Origin of the sequence: uncultured Methanobrevibacter sp. (genome assembly GCF_902769175.1) — an archaeon.
GTDB lineage: Archaea > Methanobacteriota > Methanobacteria > Methanobacteriales > Methanobacteriaceae > Methanobrevibacter.
Genome location: NZ_CACXNW010000023.1, coordinates 55,104 through 73,409, shown reverse-complemented (window position 1 = coordinate 73,409; position 18,306 = coordinate 55,104). Strand labels below are relative to the sequence as shown.

The following is an 18,306-nucleotide window of genomic DNA, read 5'->3' as shown; positions in this document are numbered from 1 at the left end:
TGTATTTTTTGGTGTAAACAATGACAAAAGCTGTATTTTTTGATATTGATGATACTCTTGTGGATACTTCAAGTTTTGCTGATTTAGCAAGACATGCGGCTATTGAAAGTATGTGTAATAATGGTTTGCCTTTAGAACCTGATGAAGCATATGATTTATTAAAGGATATCATTAAGGAAAAAGGTTCAAATTATTCCAAACACTTTAATATATTGACAGAAGAGGTTTTAGGCAAAGAAGACCCTCTTTTAGTAGCTATTGGTATGACAACCTATCACAATGTGAAATTTGCTCTTTTAAGACCTTTCCCAAGAACAAGTGCAATATTGATTTATCTTAAAAGTAAAGGATATAAGTTATGTGCTATCACTAATGGAATCACCATTAAGCAATGGGAAAAATTAGTTAGATTGAATTTGTATCACTTCTTTGATATTGTAATCACTTCAGAAGAGGTAGGTGTTGAAAAGCCAGACCCTGAAATATATATTGAAGGATGCAGAAGAATGGCCTGTGATGTTAAAAAAAGTGTCATGGTTGGAAATAAATTGGATGTTGACTGTATGGGAGCAGTTAACGCTGGTATGAGTGCTATTCTTGTAAATTCCACCTTATCTGAAGAAGAAAAGGAAAGAGTAAATGAAGAGGATATTGATATAATTGTTTTAGACAGTATTTCAGATGTAGATACTATTTTATAGAATTGAAGATCTTTTAAATTTTAATTAACAATTTTTTTAATTTACTTTTTTTAATTATTATTTTAAATTAGGGGGTTATTGTATGGCAATGGTCATATGTCCTGATTGCGGTAAAGAACAAGACAATATAAATAAATTTTGTAGAAACTGTGGTGCAGACTTATCTAAAGTCGCTGTAGAAGAAATCCGTGCAGATTATTCACAAGAACCAGCTGTTTTAAATCAAGCTGGAGGCAGTTCAAATGAAGTGACTCTTGCAGAAACTAGTGAAAATATAAATGATAAAGTTGCAGAAACTAGTGAAAGTATAGGTAATAAAGTTGCTGAAAATGCTGAATCTGCGGTTGCAGGTGAAGATACTGCTGTAGATGCAGTTGCTGATGTTGAAAACAAGGCTGAAGTGACTGTTCCTAATATTGAAAAAACTATTAAAAAATGCAGCAACTGTGGAACTGAATTGGCAGATAATACTAAATTCTGTCCTACTTGTAGAAAGTCTACAGAAGACTTAAGCAAAAGTGCAGCCATTAAGTTTTGCCCTTCTTGTGGTACAGAATTAAGTCCTAATGTAAAGTTCTGTCCTAACTGTGGATTTAATTTAGATAAGATGACTGCAAATACTCAAGGAACCATCATTAAGAAGGTTCAGAAAAAGACACCTATTGTTGCAGTAATATTATCATTCCTATTCCCTGGGCTTGGTCAATTCTATAATGATCAATCTACAAAGGGGCTTTATTTCCTTATACTTGCAATAGTCTCATGGATCTTAATGTTGATTCTCATTGGTGTTTTAACTTATATTCTTATATGGCTATGGTCAATATTTGATGCATACCAATCTGCTGAAGCCATTAACCGTGGAGAAACATTGGAAGATAAGTTATTTTAACCCCAAGCTTCCAAGCTTTTCCGTTGCCTTCGGCAACGCAAAACCTTGACCAAAAATTTTTTCATGGATTGTTAAGTAAATTGCTTAGAAAAAATTAATTAATATTTTTCTTAATATTTCATTTTTTCTTAATATTTCATTTTTTCTTAATAATTTCATTTTTTCTTAAAAATTTTTTTTATTCTATCTTTTTTTAGCATTTTTTCATTTTTTAAGGTTCTAAAAATAGTTACCTTTATATATAGTTTTGAATATAAATATATACATTCTTATTTTATCTTGCAGTAAGAATCATTAATTAACTTGCTTATTTATGAGAAATTATTCTCAAATCTAAAATAAATAAAAAATTAAATTTAACTTTTATGTTGGATTTATCTCTTTATCAAGCAAAGCGGTCAGCTTGTTTTTTGAGTTTCAAATTTTAATAAACTTACTCCATTAGACTATCCTATGGAAAATTTACTAAAAGGGATTTTAATGGAAAGGTTATTTTAATAATTACATAGATTACGGAAAAAATAATATAAAGGAGATATTGTTATGGCTATTTGTCAAGGAAAATCAACCAGATCTCCATCTGGTGCTAGAAGAGTTGCAAATCGTGGAAAAAGGAAATCTGAATTAGGTAGAGAATCTGCAGAAACCAGATTAAGTGAAAAATCTTTAAGAAAAATCAGAACCCGTGGTGGAAACGAAAAACACAGATTAGCTGCAGACAACAAAATTAACGTTATTGATACTGATGGTAAAGCACAAACTGTAGACATTATCAACGTAATTGAAAACAGTGCTAACCCAAACTACGTAAGAAGGAACATCATCACTAAAGGTGCTATTGTAGAAACCCCAATCGGAAATGCAAAAGTAACCTCAAGACCTGGTCAAGATGGTGTTATTAACGGAGTTATCGTAGAATAAATCCAAGCTTTTTGCCCAAGCTTTTTAGCCTTCGGCTAAAAACCTTGACCAAAATATTTTCATGGGTTGTTTAGGTTTAAACCTTTGAAAAAATTATTTTTATAAACTTTTTCTAAAAGTTTGTAAAACCTTTTAGCTGGTTGTGAGTGTTTACTCGTGACTGGTTTCTTTTTCACTATTTTTATTTTTGATTTTTTGATATTTATTCAATTTTTTATTGTTTTAGCTATTTTTGATTTTTTAGTATTTTAATTATTTAGCTATTTTTTACTTTAATCTATTTTACTATTTTTAGAAATACTTATTTAATATTAAATTAATATATTATAATGTTATAAACTATTAATTAATATAAAAATCTTAATTTATTTAAAAAGCAATTCAAATAGTTTGCTTTTTACAGTTATAATAATTATTTGCAATTTAAGGAGATAAAATGAAAATAGGAATGTCACATGGTGCTGGTGGAGAGGTTATGGGAAATTTAATCTCACAAACCATTCTAAATAATTTATCAAAAAAATCAGTTGAAGGAGGATATGGCTTAGATGCATTAGATGATGGTGCTACAATTCCTCTTGGAGATTATGAAATCGTTGTAACAACTGATGGTCATACTGTTAATCCATTATTCTTCCCTGGTGGAGATATAGGCAGAATATCCGCAGCAGGAACTATTAACGATGTTTCTGTAATGGGTGCAAAGCCTTTAGCTATCTCTAATGCTATGATCTTACAGGAAGGTTTTCCAATTGAAGATTTAGACAAAATCATCAAATCTTTAAGTGATACTTGTGAAGAAGCTGATGTTGCAGTAATTACTGGTGACACCAAAGTTATGGAACAGGATAAGTTAGATGGTATTGTTATAGTAACCACCGGTATTGGAATAGCTAAGAAAGGAGAAGTAATTAAAGATTCTACTTTAAGTGTTGGAGATAAGATTATCATTACTGGAAGTGTTGGAGACCATGGAATGAGCTTAATGTCCTTTAGGGAAGGATTTGGTTTTGAAACAGAATTGAAATCTGATGTCGCTCCAATGTGGGGAATCATTTCCAAAGCTCTTGAAGTAGGTGGAGTAACCGCTATGAAAGATCCAACTCGTGGCGGACTTGCAAACTGCATTAATGAAATGGCTCGCAAATCCGGTGTTGGAATCATGCTTCAGGATGAGGCAATTCCAGTTAAGGAAGCAGTTAGAGCAGCATCTGATATGTTAGGAATCGACCCATATGAAGTTGCAAATGAAGGAAAAGTCTTAATGGGTGTAAAGGCAGAAAAGGCTGAAGAAGTATTGGCAGCTATTAAAACTGATAAATATGGTAAGGATGCAGCTATTATCGGTGAAGTAATTGATGATGATAAAGTATTGATTGAAACAGGAATCGGTGGAGTTAGAATATTGGAAACTCCTATTGCTGACCCTGTTCCAAGAGTATGTTAATTTAAAAATTTAAAAGTAAAGGTGAACACGATGAATTTGTTTTTCAAAAGAACAATAGCATATATTCTTGATTTCTTTGTAGTTTCTGCATTTATGTGGATATTTTCATACTTCGCATATTTCTTCATTAACTACCTCAATATATTCCAAATTTACCATTACTTTGTATTTATTCTTCCAATTTTAATCTTAGCGTATTTTACAATATTAGAGAAGAATTTAGGTGCAACAGTAGGTAAAAGATTGATGTTTATTGAAGTAAAAGCAAGAACACCAAGAAGAGGCAGGCTTGGAAGAGACTATTCAATCACTTATACCCAAGCATTAATCAGGTCTCTTTCTAAAATTTACTGGTTCCCAATTATTTTTGATGTGATTCTTGGAAGAATCACTGGCAAAACCAGACTTTTTGATGGTATCAGCAGAACTACTGTTGTTGAAGAAAACACAGAAATATTTTTTACCAATAGACAATAATAATTAGTTTTAATTTTTATTTCTATTTTTTCTATTTTTTTATATTGCAAATTTTATTTTATTTTTTTAATTATTATTTTAATTATTATTTAGATTATGATTTTATGGAAAATAAACTAATTCGGATGGTATTATTTAGATTAGGGGGATTTTATGGAGAATAAACTAATTCAGATGGAGTACAATATTTTAGATTATGAGCCTCATAAAAACTATAAGATGGTTCGGATAATTGAAGATAAGTCTAATTTTCCAATTAGCTGGCTAAATACACAGGCTTATTGTGAATACAGTTTATATCTTGAATATTCTGAAGGCGTTAGCACTGCACCAACTCGAGAGATGACTGAAGGAACTATGGGACATGCTAAATTAGAAGAGAAGTTTAAGGAAACTGCTCAGCCATCAACATTTGAAGATGCATTTGAAGCTTCTAAGGAAGCTGAAGTATTATCTCGTGAAATGTTTGTAATTGATACTGAAAATGGAATCAGAGGATACATTGATGAGATTTGGATGACTCCTGATAGGATAGTCATCATAGATGATAAGCCAGGAAATAGGGCATATCGTTCTACAATCAATCAAGTCTTTGCATATTGCTTAGCCTTTAAAAGCATGATTGGAAATGATAATCGTCAGATAATTGCTGCATTAAGACAAAGAGGAACAGACAATATCTTTTGGCATGATGAATTTAATGAAAACAATGAGAAGAACATTATATATCAAATCAATTTCCTGCATAGATTAATTGAAGATCAAAGGAGACCTATTCCTACTAAGAATCCTAATAAATGCAGAAGCTGCAGATTCCAAAGTTATTGTGAAGAAAAAGCTATTTAATTTTGGAATTCTTTTTCTTTTTTTTTATTTTAAAAATAGTTTTTTAATTATAAAATATTTGTCTTGTTTATTTTCTTTTTAAAAATAGTTCTTTTTTAAATTTGTTTTTATTTAATTAGTTTTTAAAATTAGTTTTTTCTTAATTAATCTTTTTTATTTTATTTCTTTTCAAAATTAGTTTTTTTTTAAATAATTTATTTATTAATTTCTTTTTAAAAATAGAATTTAAATTATTTATTTATTAATTTCTTTTTAAAAATAGGATTTAAATTATTTATTTATTAATTTCTTTTTAAAAATAGGATTTAAATTATTTATTTATTAATTTCTTTTTAAAAATAGAATTTAAATTATTTATTTATTAATTTCTTTTTAAAAATAGAATTTAAATTATTTATTTATTAATTTCTTTTTAAAAATAGAATTTAAAAGTTTGAATAAAAAAAGTATAAAAAAAAGAAGTGAATTTAAAAATATATAAATTATATTTTAAAATTCTTTAATTGTTTTTTTAGCATCTACCACTTGATATGGGACATTAGCATCTTCTAAATCCTTACTAATGTTTTTGCTCATATCTCCGATTGAAAGAATCAATACATTCAATCCTTTTCTAACAGCAGATTGAGCAGCTTCGCTAACTCCGAATTCAATATCAACTGGAATGTTTAAGTTGTTAGCTATTACATGTGAAGTAGTACCTATAGCTGCAACCTTATCAATGGAACTTAAACCATAGTTTTCATATTTTCCATCAAAAATAGATTTGATCAAGTCCCAATCTGCAGCACGGGATCCTCCTTGTTTTATTGGAGGCAATGTAATAATCAAGATTTTGCTGTCTTTGATTTCAATGGTTCCCTTTAGATTGGTTAAGGCAACATCATATCCCTTTTTAGTGTCTACTATAACATCTGCATAAGCATTTGTTTGAGCATTGATGGAAGCATATAATCTGCCGTCATCCATGTATAAACCTACTTCATCTCCTTCTTTCAAGTCTTCTTTAGCAATTGCAGGCCAAGTGGATTTATAATAGGTCATGGTTTCAAGAACGGTGTCAGAATATTTTCTTAAGGTGATTGCATCTTTTTTAACTTTAGCAATTCCCTTTTGAGTTATTTTGTATGGAGCTCTTCCATCTTTTGAAGTAATGTATTCTAATTCAGTTAATGTTTTGATGTTTTCAGAAACAGCCTGAATTGTAATTCCTAAACATTCAGCTAAATCCTTTTGCTTAAGGTTAGGTTCTTGCTTGGAAATTTCTCCTAATATTTGAAAATGAGTTAATGCTCCTCTTTTTTGCAATATTTCCATAATTATCACTTCTTTTTCTTTTGAAAAAATTCATATTTTCTAGTTATTTTTTATTATGTATCTTATCTTATTTAAAGTTTAGTTTACTTTTTTCTAAAGTATATTTGACTGTATCATTATAGGTTCTGTCAAAAACTTCAATAAATAAAGTTTAATTGAATATATTATTCAATGAATTTTTTTAAAAATAGCTATTCTGGATAGTTTTTAATATTTATATCAGTTTAAGCGAATTTAATTAAAATGATTTTTATAAATTTGTTCATTAAGTTATTGGATATGCAATAATTTAAATAAAAATGACTGTGGACAAAAAGTCATTTTAAGAATATCATGTGTAGAAAGAAAATAATTGAAAAAATTAAAAAGAGCTATATTGTAAATTTAAGTGAAAATGATTAAAATGGAATTTAATTAAAATAAATAAGTATGGAAAGAATTTAGAATCTTGTAAATATGGAATTTAATTAAAATAAATAAGTGTGAAAAGAATTTATCTTGTAAATATGGAATTTAATTAAAATAAGCATAAGTGTAAAAGAATTTGGAGTGTTGTAAAAATAGAATTTGATAAAATAAGGATAAGTGTAAAAAGAATTTAGAATCTTGTAAAAATAGAATTTAATTAAAATAAGCATATAATTGAATGAAAAGAATTAAGAAGTTCATGAACTTAATCAAGAACTAATCTTCCTTCCAATCGTTCATTCATTAAATCTAAAAAGTTATCTCTTTCCTCATTAGGAATATATGCTCCACAAGCAACATCGTGCCCTCCACCATTTCCGCCTAAACTTTGGGCAACTTCCCTGATTATTGATCCGAAATGCACTCCATCATAGGCTAAAAGCTTTGAGCAACGAAGGGAAATCTTCAAGTCCTGATTTTCCTCGCTTACTTGAGTAAATGCAATTATAGGTTTTCTCCAATCTCCATAACTGAGAATCATTCCAGCTATTGTGCCTACAACATTGCTTCTTATGCCTTCACCATCAAAGTATTGCAAATTATCCTTTTGTATGATTGCATCAGATTCTCCAACTCTTTGGATATTTTGGGCTAAGTAAGCTCTATGTTCTTTTGAAATTCCTTCAAGTTCATCAAGCACAACTGCTCTATCCCCTTCAATATCCTGCATATCATTAAGGTCATTAGACAATAGGTATTCATTTCTTTTTATGGTCAATTCTAATAGCTTCAATGCAACTTTAGGCCTTTCATTTCTAACGCATGCATTCATTGCAGTTGAAAATTCAGATGCATCCCTTAAAAATGTGTATTTTTCCTCTTTTGCAAATTCATAGCTTTCTCCCATAACCAGTTTTGGTATATGAACTGCATATCTTGGAGGAATTAGCTGTGAAATCCTTAAAATCAATGCCTTAATCAGCTTATTTTTATCTTTCTGATTTAAGTCACAAGCTCTGAGAGCCATGTCATTTTTTTCATCCCAAGTGTTTATGTTAAGGCTTTTAAGTAGGTCCAATGCCTCATTTCTCTTCTTTTCATCATCGTTTGCAAATATTTTCACATCAGTGAAGTATGATAATGCAACATATAATGGTCTTGATTGCCTTCCATAAAGTGATAAGTCATTTTCAATAATGTTGACTAATCCTTCCTCTTTGGCATCCTTTAAGATGGATCTGTTCAATCCTTCCAATTTTCCGGTTTTTCCATTTTGGATATCTCCAATTGCAGCTAATATTCCAATCCAGCTTAAGTCGTTATATCCAAATTCCTTAGAGAGAAGATAGCACATTCCACCTCCACAGATTTTCTGTGAACCGTTTATGCCATAAAAATAAGGATTGATTTCTAGATATTCATAATCAACTGTTTTATAGTAATCCTCTCCTCTGAGAGGTGGGTGGTGGTCCAATACGATTATTTTGGAATCTTCCTTTGCATTTTTGTCTATAGGCTGACCTGATCCTAAATCTGAAAATATTGTTAATTCATGTTCTATAGGAACATTTTCCAAAACGTCTAAGTTTACGATTTCAATTTCAAATTTCTTTCCTAATCTGTCTAATATGCAGCTTAAGATAGCTCCTGAAGATATTCCATCACAATCTGTATGGCTGTAAATCTTAATGTCGTCACTGTTTTCTATAAGCCTTTTGGCTTTTTCATATCTTTCTTTCATTTCTGGTGGTATGTATTCTGTCATTTTAACGCCTTTTTTATTTTTTTCTTTCCTATGAAATAGTGATTGGTTTTTTTTATTTCATAGGAAATCTTGAGTTCAGTTTATTTTTCTTTTTTTCATTGGTTTTGACTGAATTCAATTATTTTTTTCCTTTTTTGCCTTTCTTATTATTAGACCTATTGGCTTGTTTGGTTTCTCTGATTTTTTTAATGGTATTTGATAGATTAATCAATACTTCCTTTTTGCTTTCGTCAGTGGTAATTATGACTCTGCCTGATTTATTATACCATTCTCCAGGATAAGCCTTATCCTCTTCAGCAGTATATTTGTATCTTAATCTGTCAGTAGCTCTAATAATCTCCTTGATTTTAGGTTCTTTGATTGCATATTCCATGGAAACCTTTCTACCTTCATTCAAGGATTTTTCAGCATCCAAATATATTGGCCAAATCATTACATCCTTCATATTTTCACCTCTTTTAATTTTTAGTTATTCTTAATTATAATATGTTAGCATAATATTTAAAAATTTTTTATTTTCCAAGTTTTTTAAAAATAGTTTTAGTTTTTTTCAAACTTTTCAGATGGAAAAAATAAATTCTTTTAAAATTTAGAATCTATAGTCTAATGATTCTTCATTGTTTTTAAATTGTTTCACTTTATTCTAAGATTTGATTTTTAGCATTATTTTAATTAGCTTTAAAATCAATTTATACTTTAATCCATTCTTTTTTCCCTTTTCCATCAATTGGACTTCTTTTAGGAATATTTTGTTTTCCTCTTTGGAATTGTCCCTTGACAGCCATAAACTAATCCAATTCAATAGATATGGATTTAGGAAAAGGTCTTTATTTCTGATTCCATATTCGTCACAAAGATTTGAAGATAATCTATATGCCCTTATTGAATCAAAAACCAATCTGAAATTAATGTTCTTAGTAACAGACTTATCCTCAACTTCCATTCTCATGAAGTAATTATAGACAACCTTATTGTTTAAAAACAGAATTCCCTTTTCGCTTTTGAAATATGATTCCAATAAAAAGTTCAAGTCTTCAGCAGAAATGCAATCAGGAAATCTGATGTCATTGTCTTTTATCAGTTCGGTTCTATATATCTTAGTCCAGAATGATGGCAAGATCTTTAATATAGCTATTTCATCATCATTTTCCACTTTAATCTTTTCAATGAATATCTCTTCATTGTTTCCCTTATCAATAGACTTTCCATAGAAGAATCTGCTCATTATGTTTTTCCAGATGAATCCTACAAATCCCTTGAAATTAGATCCTTCAACCAAATCATCAAGATAATCTATATAAGGCTTTTTTAAGCTGTCAATGTATGGGGTGTAGGATTTCCTTATTGTATTTTCCTCTGGATAATGTCTTAGATACCTTCCAAAGGCTATATCACAGTTGTATTCATTGATCTTATTGTATAATGTTTCACAGGCATCATTTGTAAATGTGTCATCAGAGTCAACAAACATCATATATTCTCCATGCACCTCTTTTAATGCAAGATTGCGGGGACCATATGCTCCTCCTGCATTTTCAATCAAGTGGATTGACTTAATGGTTTGCCTACCAGTTTCATTATTGATTCTTTCCTTATACTCTTCAATGATTGCCTTTGTATTGTCTGTTGAACAGTCATTTGCAATGATGATTTCCAAATTCTCAATGCCTATTGTCTGATTGATTACAGAATCTAAAGTTGTTGGAAGGTATTTCTCTCCATTGTAAACAGGTATGATTATGCTTATCTTAAATTCGCTAATAGAAATTCCTCCCTTTTTTATTCAATCATCAATGTTTTTTTAATCTTTAATATTGTGAAAATGTTTGTTTTTTTAGTTTTGATTGTTCAATTCCCTAAACATCAAGTCAATCATGTCTTTAACTGTATATCTTTCAGGATAAATATGCCTTACATTGTATTCATCAAGTATATTTCCTGTAATTGGTCCAATAGCTACTGTAAGGGTGGAGTTGGAGAGCTTTTCAATCAATTGATCCTTTTCATCATCCTTAGCTATTTTGAATATGTTCACTACAGTAAGTGGGCTTGTAAATGTTATTCCATCTATCTTTTCATCTATAATCTCTTTGATTAGGTTTTCAATATCCTTTGTGTCTTCTGGAATGACTGACTTATAGCTTTCTGCCAATATGACTTCAGCCCCCATCTCTTCAAGTGATTTAGGTAAAATAGTCCTTGCAGAAAATGTACGAGGAACTCCAATAATTTTATTATTTAAGTCGAACTTTTCAAATTCTTCAATGAGTCCTTCAGCAGTATAATCTTTTGGTATGATATCTATATGGAGTCCTTTATTCATAGCAACTTCTGCAGTTTTTGTACCTATAGTTGCAATTTTGCAATCTGAATTCAGGCTTTCGACAAAGTCTGGATAAAACTTGAAAATGGAATCTATTGAACTGACTGATGTGAAGATTAACCAGTCCAATTCTCCGAATCTATTCATCAATTCCTTTAATGAATCCGTATTTTCCAATCTCAATTCCAATGTTGGCACTATAACCGCTTCTCCTCCATAGTTTTCTATGAATTCCTTTGCAGCTTTAGATCTTTCTTCAGGTCTTGTAACAGCTATTCTCTTTACCATATTTCCACATCTTAAGATAATGATTAATGTTTTGTTCTTGAAATTATTTATTGTTTTTTAGGATATTTATTTCAATATCCTCTATAACTATTTTAGTAATTTTATTTTTATTTTTTCCTTTTTGTAATTTTTTGTAATTATTTTTTGTAATTTATTTTTATTATTTCCTTTTTGGAATTTTTTGAAAAAATTCCTATATTTTCATTAAAAATTCCTTTATTACTTATTTAAATTTATATAATACTTATATCTAAAATTATATATGTATAAAAATATGTATAAATTTTATCTATTTAACTAAATTATAATTATTCGTGATATAATGAAAATTTTATTCTTGAACTTACCATATGAATTCAATATAAGCAGAGCAAGCAGATGGCCTGAAAAGACAAAATCAGGTACTTTGTATTATCCTTACTGGTTGGCATACTGTGTTGGAGTATGTGAAAAGGAAGGATTTGAGTGTAAGCTTGTTGATTGCATTACAAAGGCATACACTACTGAAGATACAATTGAAGAGGTTAAACGCTATGAACCTGATTATATAATTGCTGAAATAACAACCTCTACTTGCAGTTATGATTATAAGGTTATCAATTCAATCAAAAAAGCTTATCCTAAAGCAAAGATACTTATTGGAGGAACTCATGCAACCATTTTGCCTGAAGCAGTTCTTAATGAATGTTTAGGTATCGATTATATTCTTCGTCAGGAATATGACTATACAGTTGGAGACCTGATATCTTCTGGTGATGCATCAGTAGTTAATGGAGTTTCCTATAGGGTTGACTCTGATGGCAATGACATTGCAAGCTTGGATGTTAATTTGATTGATGAATCCATTCCATTTGAAGTGAGACATACTGAAGATAGAGAGCCTTTAGAGGATTTGGATAGCCTTCCTTATGTTTCTAAGGTTTATCAGAAGTATTTGAACTTTGATGATTATGCTTATGCATTTGCTCAAAAGCCAATGATTCAAATTGTATCCTCAAGAGGATGTCCGAACCAATGCAATTTCTGCAGCTATCCATCTACAATGGGAGGCAGGATATACAGGACAAGGTCTGTAAGTGATTTGGCAGATGAGTTTGAATATATTCTAAATGAGCTTCCGGAAATCAAGGAAATCTTTATTGAAGACGATACATTTACAGTCAATCAGCAAAGGGTGATTGAGTTTTGTGATGAAATCATCAAAAGGGGATTGAAGCCAATTTGGTCCTGCAATACAAGGGTTGACTTGACCTTTGAAACCATGAAGAAGATGAAGGATGCAGGTTGCAGATTGCTTGTTTGCGGTTATGAGTCTGGAAATCAGGATGTCTTAAATGAAATCAAAAAGGGAATAACCCTTGAACAGTCAAAGGCATTTGCAGAAAATGCAAGGAAACTAGACATTAAGGTCTTTGGATGCTTTATGATTGGCCTTACTGGAGACAGCCTTGAAACAATCGATGAAACCTATAAGTTTGCACAATCCGTTTATCCAGATATGTGTTTCTTCCAGCAAGCTGTACCTTTCCCAGGAACTGGATTTTATGATTGGGCTAAGGAAAATGGATATCTGATTACAGAAGACTATTCCAAATGGCTTAATGATGATGGATACTTGAATTGTCTTGTAGACTATCCTTATGCAGACCATAAGGAAATAGAAAAGTTGAGAGACAATTTGATGAGCAAGTATTATTTCTCCTTTGCATATATTGTGAAGACTTTCCTGGCAAATCTTGATTGGGTAGAGTTTAAGCGTGTAATGCGTGGAGGAACTCAATACATTACATTTAGGGTAAAAAAAGCTTTAAGTGGATCTGATAATTTAGATTAGTTTTTTTTTTATTCTTTTAATTTTTTATTTTTCTATTTTCTATTTATCTAAAAATATAACTTCTTTTTTTCTATCTTTTTTATCATAGATTAATTGCTATAGTTCTTTTTTTTTAACATCAAGACAATATAAGTTTTTTTTAAATAGGATAAAATAAGTTTTTTTTGGGGTCTGTTGAAAACCTTTTTTAAAATTTTATTTTAAATCTTTTTAACAGTAATTTTTAAAAATTTTTATATAAATTTATAGGATTTCAACAAAGCCTTTTTTTTTAAAATAAGGGATAATTAATTTTTTTAAAAAAAATAAATTTTTATTAAAATCAGACATTAATTATTACTTTAAAAATAGCTTTAAAATTTATAAAAATAGTGTTTTAAGTTTTTTAAAAAAAGAAAAAAAGCAAATATCAAGAGAATCAACTCTCAATATTTGATGTATTTAGTAAGTTTTTTTTTTTAAATATTATGCAATGTCAGAGTATAATAAACCAGCAGCTCTGTTACCTAAGAAGAATGTGTATGCTCCGATAATTGCACTTAAGATTGCTGAAATAAATGAACCAATGTCACCCATATTAGCAAATAATCCGCCAATCCAGTTTAAGATAATTGCAACAACAAGTATGATAACGATTATTGCTAAGGTTTTTACAATACCTACAGCTTGAAGGTCTTTAAGTGCTTCTGGCATATTTAAAGCTGCACCTATTGATTCGGTGTTTGCTAATCTGCATTCACCCATTATAAGAGCAAATCCAAAGATGATGAAACAGATCAAACCAATAATTAAACCTAAAGTTTGATTTATGTTAGAGAGTATTCCATAAATGATTAATGGGATGATAAAGTATATGAAAGCTACAATAGTAAGTTTGATACCATTAATAACTTGTTTTGCTATATCAATTTCAGGAGCATCTTCACTTCTGTTGATACCGAATTTTACAATATCCAATCCGTATCCGTTAATTAAGAAAGAAATAATTAATACGAGAAGTAATCCTACAATTCCAATTACACCACTGGAGAATAGGTTGTTAGCTTGTTGACCAGCAACTAATCCTACGCCAGTAAATATTATGACTACTGCCATAATAAAGTAAAGTACTAAATATATTAATAAAGATTTTGTGTGATTTAATGGGTAACGAATAGCGTCACCTATAATTTCACCGATTTCCATAATTAAACACCTCATTTTTAAATTTCACTCATACACACTAAAGTATATTTGAGTTATTATTAAATTTATTTTTAATATTATTTAAATGTATTGAAAAGTTTTTAATTTTTTTGTTTATTTTTTCTTTATTTTAGATTTTAAATTGAATTTATTTTTAATTTGTATTAAATCATTAATATTTGAGTTATGTTTTCTAAAAAATTATTTTTTCACTAGTTAAGGTAAAAATAATTAAATTAATCCTTTTTTCTCAATAATACTAATTTCAATTAAAAGTAATATTGTTGCAATCATGGCAGCTCCTATAACATCACTTGAATAGTGAACTCCCAGATAGACACGACTTATAGCAATTAGAATAGGCAATATTGCAAGAGGAATTGTTAGAATGATCTTTATGTTTCTATTCAAATTGCTTTTTAAAATTAGGAATATGAGTGCTCCACTTAATGTAACTGATGCTCCTGTGTGGCCACTTGGGAATGAATAGGAAGTTTCATGTACCAATCGGAGTATTTCTGGTCTTGGCCTTTGAACGATTATTTTTATGATGTCAGTTATGATTTTATTGATCAGTCCGCTGCAAAAAATGAAAAGTCCAATATTTCTCTTTTTTAGGATAAATGATATGATTAAAGCCAATATGCAAAATGCACTAGTGAAAAGACCTCCTCCAAAAAATGTTAATGATTTGAATATGCTTGTTAAATTGTCATTTATATATGGGGCAATCATATTGTAAATTGAACTATCGAATCCATCGATTAGATGGGTCTTGATTAAAAATATCCATATGATGACTAGGATTGTTAATGCGATTATGCTAATTGTTTTCTTATCTAAATTGTTTATGAAATTTTTAAAAACTGTTATTTGACTCATTTTATCAAGTCCGTGTTATTAGTGAATGAAGATTTTATCTAGTCTGTAAATTTTATTTTTTAAAAACAGTTTTTTGCTCATTTTTTAATTTCGTGTTTATTTTGATTTTTTTTTCAGGTTTTATTTTGTCTGTAAATTTTATTTTAAAAAAAAGAGTGAAAAGGAATTATTCAATTCCTTTGATTTCCTTAAAGACATTGATTACATCACCAATAACAAGTATTGCGGGTGTATTTATTTCCTTGTCCGCTATTGTTCCAAGGGTTCCAAAGACAACCCTTTCATTAGGAAGTGTTCCGCTTTCAATAGCACATGCAGGAGTATCAGGGTCTCTGTATTTCATGATCTCTTCAGTGTTTTCCTTAATGTTTCCAATTCCCATAAGGATTATTAAAGTGTCTGCAGTGTAGTCCCATTTAACCTGCTTGTCCTTTTTGGTAGGATCTTCATGACCTGTTACAACAGTAAATGAGGTAGCTACTGCCCTATGGGTTATAGGAAATGCCATGCTTGTAGGTGCTCCTATAGCTGAGGTGACTCCTGGAATGACTTCAAAGTCTATGTTTTCCTTTGCAAGTGCCAATAGCTCTTCTCCACCTCTGCCAAATACGAATGGGTCTCCACCTTTTAGCCTTATAACATTTTCATGCTCTTTAGCTTCATCAATGATCAATTGATTGATTTCATCTTGTGTCTTATAATGTTCTCCAGCTTTCTTTCCAACATAAATGCGTTTAGCATCTTCTGGAGCATGCTTTAGTATTTCTTCATTTGCAAGATAATCATATAAAACAACATCTGCTTTATTTAATGCTTTTACAGCTTTTAAAGTAATTAAATCAGGGTCTCCAGGACCTGCACCTATTAAATATACTGGCATGTTATCTTTCCTTTGAAAATTTTATATTTTTATTAAAATGGATTGTTTTTGTATTAAATTAAAATTTAAGGTTTTTAGATAGTTTAGATACTATCTAACATACCTTTAAAGAATTCAAGACCATTGTCTGAACCTAATAATTTTGTAGTAGCTCTTTCTGGGTGTGGCATCATTGCAACAACAAGTCCAGACTCATCACAAACACCAGTAATGTCTTCCATAGAACCGTTAGGGTTCTTTTCTGCAAATTGAAGAACGATTTGGTCTTGGTCCTTTAGCAAATCAATGTTTTGTGTATAGAATCTGCCTTCAGCATGAGCTATTGGTATATCGATAATTTGGCCTTTTTCAAAGTTTTTGGTAAATGGTGTTTTATTGTTGGACACTTTTAATTTAGACCATTCACAATTGAATTTAGGTACTTCATTGGTAATGAACAATCCTGGAACAAGTCTGATTTCTCCAAGGATTTGTGCTCCATTACATATTCCAAGAACTGGCTTTTCCTCTTTTACAAGAGCTTTTACACCTTCAACAACAGGGGTGTTTGAAGCTATTGCTCCTGCACGCAAGTAATCTCCATAGGAAAATCCGCCAGGTATAACAATTCCATCATAATCAGTTAAGTCTTCATTATTCCACCAGATAAATTCTGCTTCTCCGCCAGCAAGTTCAATTGCTTTGTAAACATCGCGGTCACAGTTAGTTCCAGGGAATCTTATAATTCCAATTGCCATTTTATCACTTTTGCATAATTTATTAAATTCATTAGTTAAATTGACTTTCAAGTAAATTTATCTATTCACAACCGCATCCACAGCTTAAATCCATTTTTATAATATTGGTTGTGTAATTGTGGATAATTGGATTACATAATAATTTTTGACACATGTCATCTACTTTTTCTCTTACCTCATCTTCAGATTCTCCTTCCATTACAAAAGTAATTATTTCTTTTGTTTTGGTTCCTTTTACTTCGTATCCTAAAAGAGCAAGAGATCTTTGAATGGTAGTTGCTTCTGGATTTAACATTCCTGGTTTTAAGGAGACTTTAACTTCAATGTCATACATCATTTTTAATCACCTAAATTAGAATTTGTATTGTTTTTATTTTATTATTTTTTTTAAATTAATTAAATAAGCATAATTTATATTCTTTTCCTTATGATTAAATTTTTCATAATTAATAAGAATAATTTATCTTCTTTTTATGATATGGGACTCATAATAAACGAATAATCTATAAGTTCCATTTTGCTTTGTCTTCTTCGGTTATAAGTCTGTTGAAAACTTCTTCATATGCATCAATGACCTGATCATCCTTTCCTTGTCTGAAAAGTTCCTTATCAAGCATATCAAGGGTTTCTGCATCCCATAATCTGCAGCTGTCTGGACTGATTTCATCACCTAAGATTATGTTTCCATCATTGTCTTTACCGAATTCGATTTTAAAGTCAACGAGAATGATTCCAATGTCTTTAAACATTTTGCTCATAGCATCATTTACTTTAAGAGCAAGCTCTCTTAATTTGTCTAATTCCTCTTTTGTTGCTATTCCAAGTGCAATAGCTATTGCATCATTTAACATTGGATCATGGTATTCGTCATCCTTAAAGTCCATTTGTATAAGTGGTGGATTGAATGGAGCCTTATCTTCGAATGGGAATTTTCTGATAATGCTTCCTGTTGCTATGTTTCTTACAATAACTTCTATTGGAATCATTTCCAATTTTTTAGCTTTCATAATGCAAGGTTCGCATAATTCAATAAGTTGGGTCTCTATTCCTTCGCTTTCAAGGATTTCAAAAATCTTTGCACAGATAATTGAATTGAGGTAACCTTTTTGTCCCATGCTTTCGTTTCTAGCACCATCTCCAGCAGTCATATCGTCTCTAAAATCAATAATGACTTCGTCTGGGTTTTCACCTTGGAAAACGCTTTTAGCTTTTCCTTCGTAAAGTAAATTTTTTGAATCCATTTTAATCATCATTTTTACAATTTTTTAAAACATATTGAAATTATAATAATTTCTATAAATTTTATATAATTATAATAATTAAATTTATATCTATTATCATTAATAAATCTAATTTAATTTTATTTGCTTTTATTGTTTTTTTATTATTTTTATTTTTGTTTT

18 protein-coding genes are annotated in these 18,306 nt (G+C 29.9%); 7 read left to right on the top strand and 11 right to left on the bottom strand.

The window, feature by feature from the left end; all coding sequences use genetic code 11:
* Positions 1-20: 20 nt before the first annotated feature.
* The 6 genes from QZV12_RS09245 to QZV12_RS09220 all read left to right on the top strand — a co-directional run bounded on the left by QZV12_RS09245 (position 21) and on the right by QZV12_RS09220 (position 5,284).
* Positions 21-701, top strand: coding sequence for a TIGR02253 family HAD-type hydrolase (locus tag QZV12_RS09245; RefSeq protein WP_295620703.1), 681 nt, complete (start codon positions 21-23; stop codon positions 699-701).
* Between the two features lie 82 nt (positions 702-783).
* Positions 784-1,593 carry a zinc-ribbon domain-containing protein gene (locus tag QZV12_RS09240; protein ID WP_295620699.1) on the top strand — a complete coding sequence of 270 codons (810 nt, stop codon included), beginning with the start codon at positions 784-786 and terminating at the stop codon, positions 1,591-1,593.
* Between the two features lie 543 nt (positions 1,594-2,136).
* Positions 2,137-2,514: a 30S ribosomal protein S8e gene (locus QZV12_RS09235; protein ID WP_295620696.1), complete on the top strand. Its 378-nt coding sequence runs from the start codon at positions 2,137-2,139 to the stop codon at positions 2,512-2,514.
* A 436-nt stretch (positions 2,515-2,950) separates the two neighbouring features.
* Positions 2,951-3,961: a hydrogenase expression/formation protein HypE gene (hypE, locus tag QZV12_RS09230; RefSeq protein WP_295620693.1), complete on the top strand. Its 1,011-nt coding sequence runs from the start codon at positions 2,951-2,953 to the stop codon at positions 3,959-3,961.
* Between the two features lie 30 nt (positions 3,962-3,991).
* On the top strand, positions 3,992-4,438 hold the full coding sequence (locus tag QZV12_RS09225; protein WP_295620690.1) for an RDD family protein: 447 nt from the start codon (positions 3,992-3,994) through the stop codon (positions 4,436-4,438).
* 153 nt (positions 4,439-4,591) lie between these two features.
* Entirely contained in the window at positions 4,592-5,284 is a 693-nt protein-coding gene (locus QZV12_RS09220; RefSeq protein WP_295620687.1) for a Dna2/Cas4 domain-containing protein, read from the top strand.
* Between the two features lie 489 nt (positions 5,285-5,773).
* Here QZV12_RS09220 and QZV12_RS09215 read toward each other — a convergent pair whose 3' ends face one another.
* The 5 genes from QZV12_RS09215 to QZV12_RS09195 all read right to left on the bottom strand — a co-directional run bounded on the left by QZV12_RS09215 (position 5,774) and on the right by QZV12_RS09195 (position 11,385).
* On the bottom strand, positions 5,774-6,601 hold the full coding sequence (locus tag QZV12_RS09215; protein ID WP_295620684.1) for a MarR family transcriptional regulator: 828 nt from the start codon (positions 6,599-6,601) through the stop codon (positions 5,774-5,776).
* A gap of 673 nt (positions 6,602-7,274) precedes the next feature.
* Complete coding sequence (locus QZV12_RS09210; RefSeq protein WP_295620681.1) at positions 7,275-8,774, bottom strand: DHH family phosphoesterase; 1,500 nt, start codon at positions 8,772-8,774, stop codon at positions 7,275-7,277.
* Between the two features lie 118 nt (positions 8,775-8,892).
* Complete coding sequence (locus QZV12_RS09205; protein ID WP_295620678.1) at positions 8,893-9,219, bottom strand: signal recognition particle subunit SRP19/SEC65 family protein; 327 nt, start codon at positions 9,217-9,219, stop codon at positions 8,893-8,895.
* Positions 9,220-9,417: 198 nt separating this feature from the next.
* Positions 9,418-10,509: a glycosyltransferase family 2 protein gene (locus QZV12_RS09200; protein ID WP_295620738.1), complete on the bottom strand. Its 1,092-nt coding sequence runs from the start codon at positions 10,507-10,509 to the stop codon at positions 9,418-9,420.
* 99 nt (positions 10,510-10,608) lie between these two features.
* On the bottom strand, positions 10,609-11,385 hold the full coding sequence (locus tag QZV12_RS09195) for a uroporphyrinogen-III synthase (RefSeq protein ID WP_295620675.1): 777 nt from the start codon (positions 11,383-11,385) through the stop codon (positions 10,609-10,611).
* 322 nt (positions 11,386-11,707) lie between these two features.
* On the opposite strand from QZV12_RS09195, the gene QZV12_RS09190 reads away from it, so the two are divergent.
* Complete coding sequence (locus QZV12_RS09190; RefSeq protein ID WP_295620672.1) at positions 11,708-13,219, top strand: B12-binding domain-containing radical SAM protein; 1,512 nt, start codon at positions 11,708-11,710, stop codon at positions 13,217-13,219.
* A 465-nt stretch (positions 13,220-13,684) separates the two neighbouring features.
* On the opposite strand, the gene QZV12_RS09185 is transcribed toward QZV12_RS09190, so the two are convergent.
* The 6 genes from QZV12_RS09185 to purC form a co-directional block, all read right to left on the bottom strand.
* The gene (locus QZV12_RS09185; RefSeq protein WP_295620669.1) at positions 13,685-14,404 is read right to left on the bottom strand and encodes a DUF4013 domain-containing protein; all 720 of its coding nucleotides are present in this window, start codon (positions 14,402-14,404) and stop codon (positions 13,685-13,687) included.
* Positions 14,405-14,635: 231 nt separating this feature from the next.
* The gene (locus QZV12_RS09180) at positions 14,636-15,286 is read right to left on the bottom strand and encodes a phosphatase PAP2 family protein (protein ID WP_295620666.1); all 651 of its coding nucleotides are present in this window, start codon (positions 15,284-15,286) and stop codon (positions 14,636-14,638) included.
* Between the two features lie 166 nt (positions 15,287-15,452).
* Complete coding sequence (gene cobA, locus QZV12_RS09175) at positions 15,453-16,166, bottom strand: uroporphyrinogen-III C-methyltransferase (RefSeq protein ID WP_295620663.1); 714 nt, start codon at positions 16,164-16,166, stop codon at positions 15,453-15,455.
* Between the two features lie 83 nt (positions 16,167-16,249).
* Entirely contained in the window at positions 16,250-16,903 is a 654-nt protein-coding gene (gene purQ / locus QZV12_RS09170; protein WP_295620660.1) for a phosphoribosylformylglycinamidine synthase subunit PurQ, read from the bottom strand.
* A 61-nt stretch (positions 16,904-16,964) separates the two neighbouring features.
* Entirely contained in the window at positions 16,965-17,240 is a 276-nt protein-coding gene (purS, locus tag QZV12_RS09165) for a phosphoribosylformylglycinamidine synthase subunit PurS (RefSeq protein ID WP_295620656.1), read from the bottom strand.
* Positions 17,241-17,406: 166 nt separating this feature from the next.
* Positions 17,407-18,144 (bottom strand): phosphoribosylaminoimidazolesuccinocarboxamide synthase, encoded by a 738-nt coding sequence (purC, locus tag QZV12_RS09160; RefSeq protein ID WP_295620653.1) that lies wholly within the window; start codon positions 18,142-18,144, stop codon positions 17,407-17,409.
* Positions 18,145-18,306: the final 162 nt, after the last annotated feature.

Excerpts from the sequence above, each read along its gene's own strand:
- QZV12_RS09245 (WP_295620703.1), top strand. The coding sequence starts at position 21 with ATGACAAAAGCTGTATTTTTTGATATTGATGATACTCTTGTGGATACT.
- QZV12_RS09240 (WP_295620699.1), top strand. The coding sequence starts at position 784 with ATGGCAATGGTCATATGTCCTGATTGCGGTAAAGAACAAGACAATATA.
- QZV12_RS09235 (WP_295620696.1), top strand. The coding sequence starts at position 2,137 with ATGGCTATTTGTCAAGGAAAATCAACCAGATCTCCATCTGGTGCTAGA.
- hypE (WP_295620693.1), top strand. The coding sequence starts at position 2,951 with ATGAAAATAGGAATGTCACATGGTGCTGGTGGAGAGGTTATGGGAAAT.
- QZV12_RS09225 (WP_295620690.1), top strand. The coding sequence starts at position 3,992 with ATGAATTTGTTTTTCAAAAGAACAATAGCATATATTCTTGATTTCTTT.
- QZV12_RS09220 (WP_295620687.1), top strand. The coding sequence starts at position 4,592 with ATGGAGAATAAACTAATTCAGATGGAGTACAATATTTTAGATTATGAG.
- QZV12_RS09215 (WP_295620684.1), bottom strand. The coding sequence starts at position 6,601 with ATGGAAATATTGCAAAAAAGAGGAGCATTAACTCATTTTCAAATATTA.
- QZV12_RS09210 (WP_295620681.1), bottom strand. The coding sequence starts at position 8,774 with ATGACAGAATACATACCACCAGAAATGAAAGAAAGATATGAAAAAGCC.
- QZV12_RS09205 (WP_295620678.1), bottom strand. The coding sequence starts at position 9,219 with ATGAAGGATGTAATGATTTGGCCAATATATTTGGATGCTGAAAAATCC.
- QZV12_RS09195 (WP_295620675.1), bottom strand. The coding sequence starts at position 11,385 with ATGGTAAAGAGAATAGCTGTTACAAGACCTGAAGAAAGATCTAAAGCT.
- QZV12_RS09190 (WP_295620672.1), top strand. The coding sequence starts at position 11,708 with ATGAAAATTTTATTCTTGAACTTACCATATGAATTCAATATAAGCAGA.
- QZV12_RS09185 (WP_295620669.1), bottom strand. The coding sequence starts at position 14,404 with ATGGAAATCGGTGAAATTATAGGTGACGCTATTCGTTACCCATTAAAT.
- QZV12_RS09180 (WP_295620666.1), bottom strand. The coding sequence starts at position 15,286 with ATGAGTCAAATAACAGTTTTTAAAAATTTCATAAACAATTTAGATAAG.
- cobA (WP_295620663.1), bottom strand. The coding sequence starts at position 16,166 with ATGCCAGTATATTTAATAGGTGCAGGTCCTGGAGACCCTGATTTAATT.
- purQ (WP_295620660.1), bottom strand. The coding sequence starts at position 16,903 with ATGGCAATTGGAATTATAAGATTCCCTGGAACTAACTGTGACCGCGAT.
- purS (WP_295620656.1), bottom strand. The coding sequence starts at position 17,240 with ATGATGTATGACATTGAAGTTAAAGTCTCCTTAAAACCAGGAATGTTA.
- purC (WP_295620653.1), bottom strand. The coding sequence starts at position 18,144 with ATGGATTCAAAAAATTTACTTTACGAAGGAAAAGCTAAAAGCGTTTTC.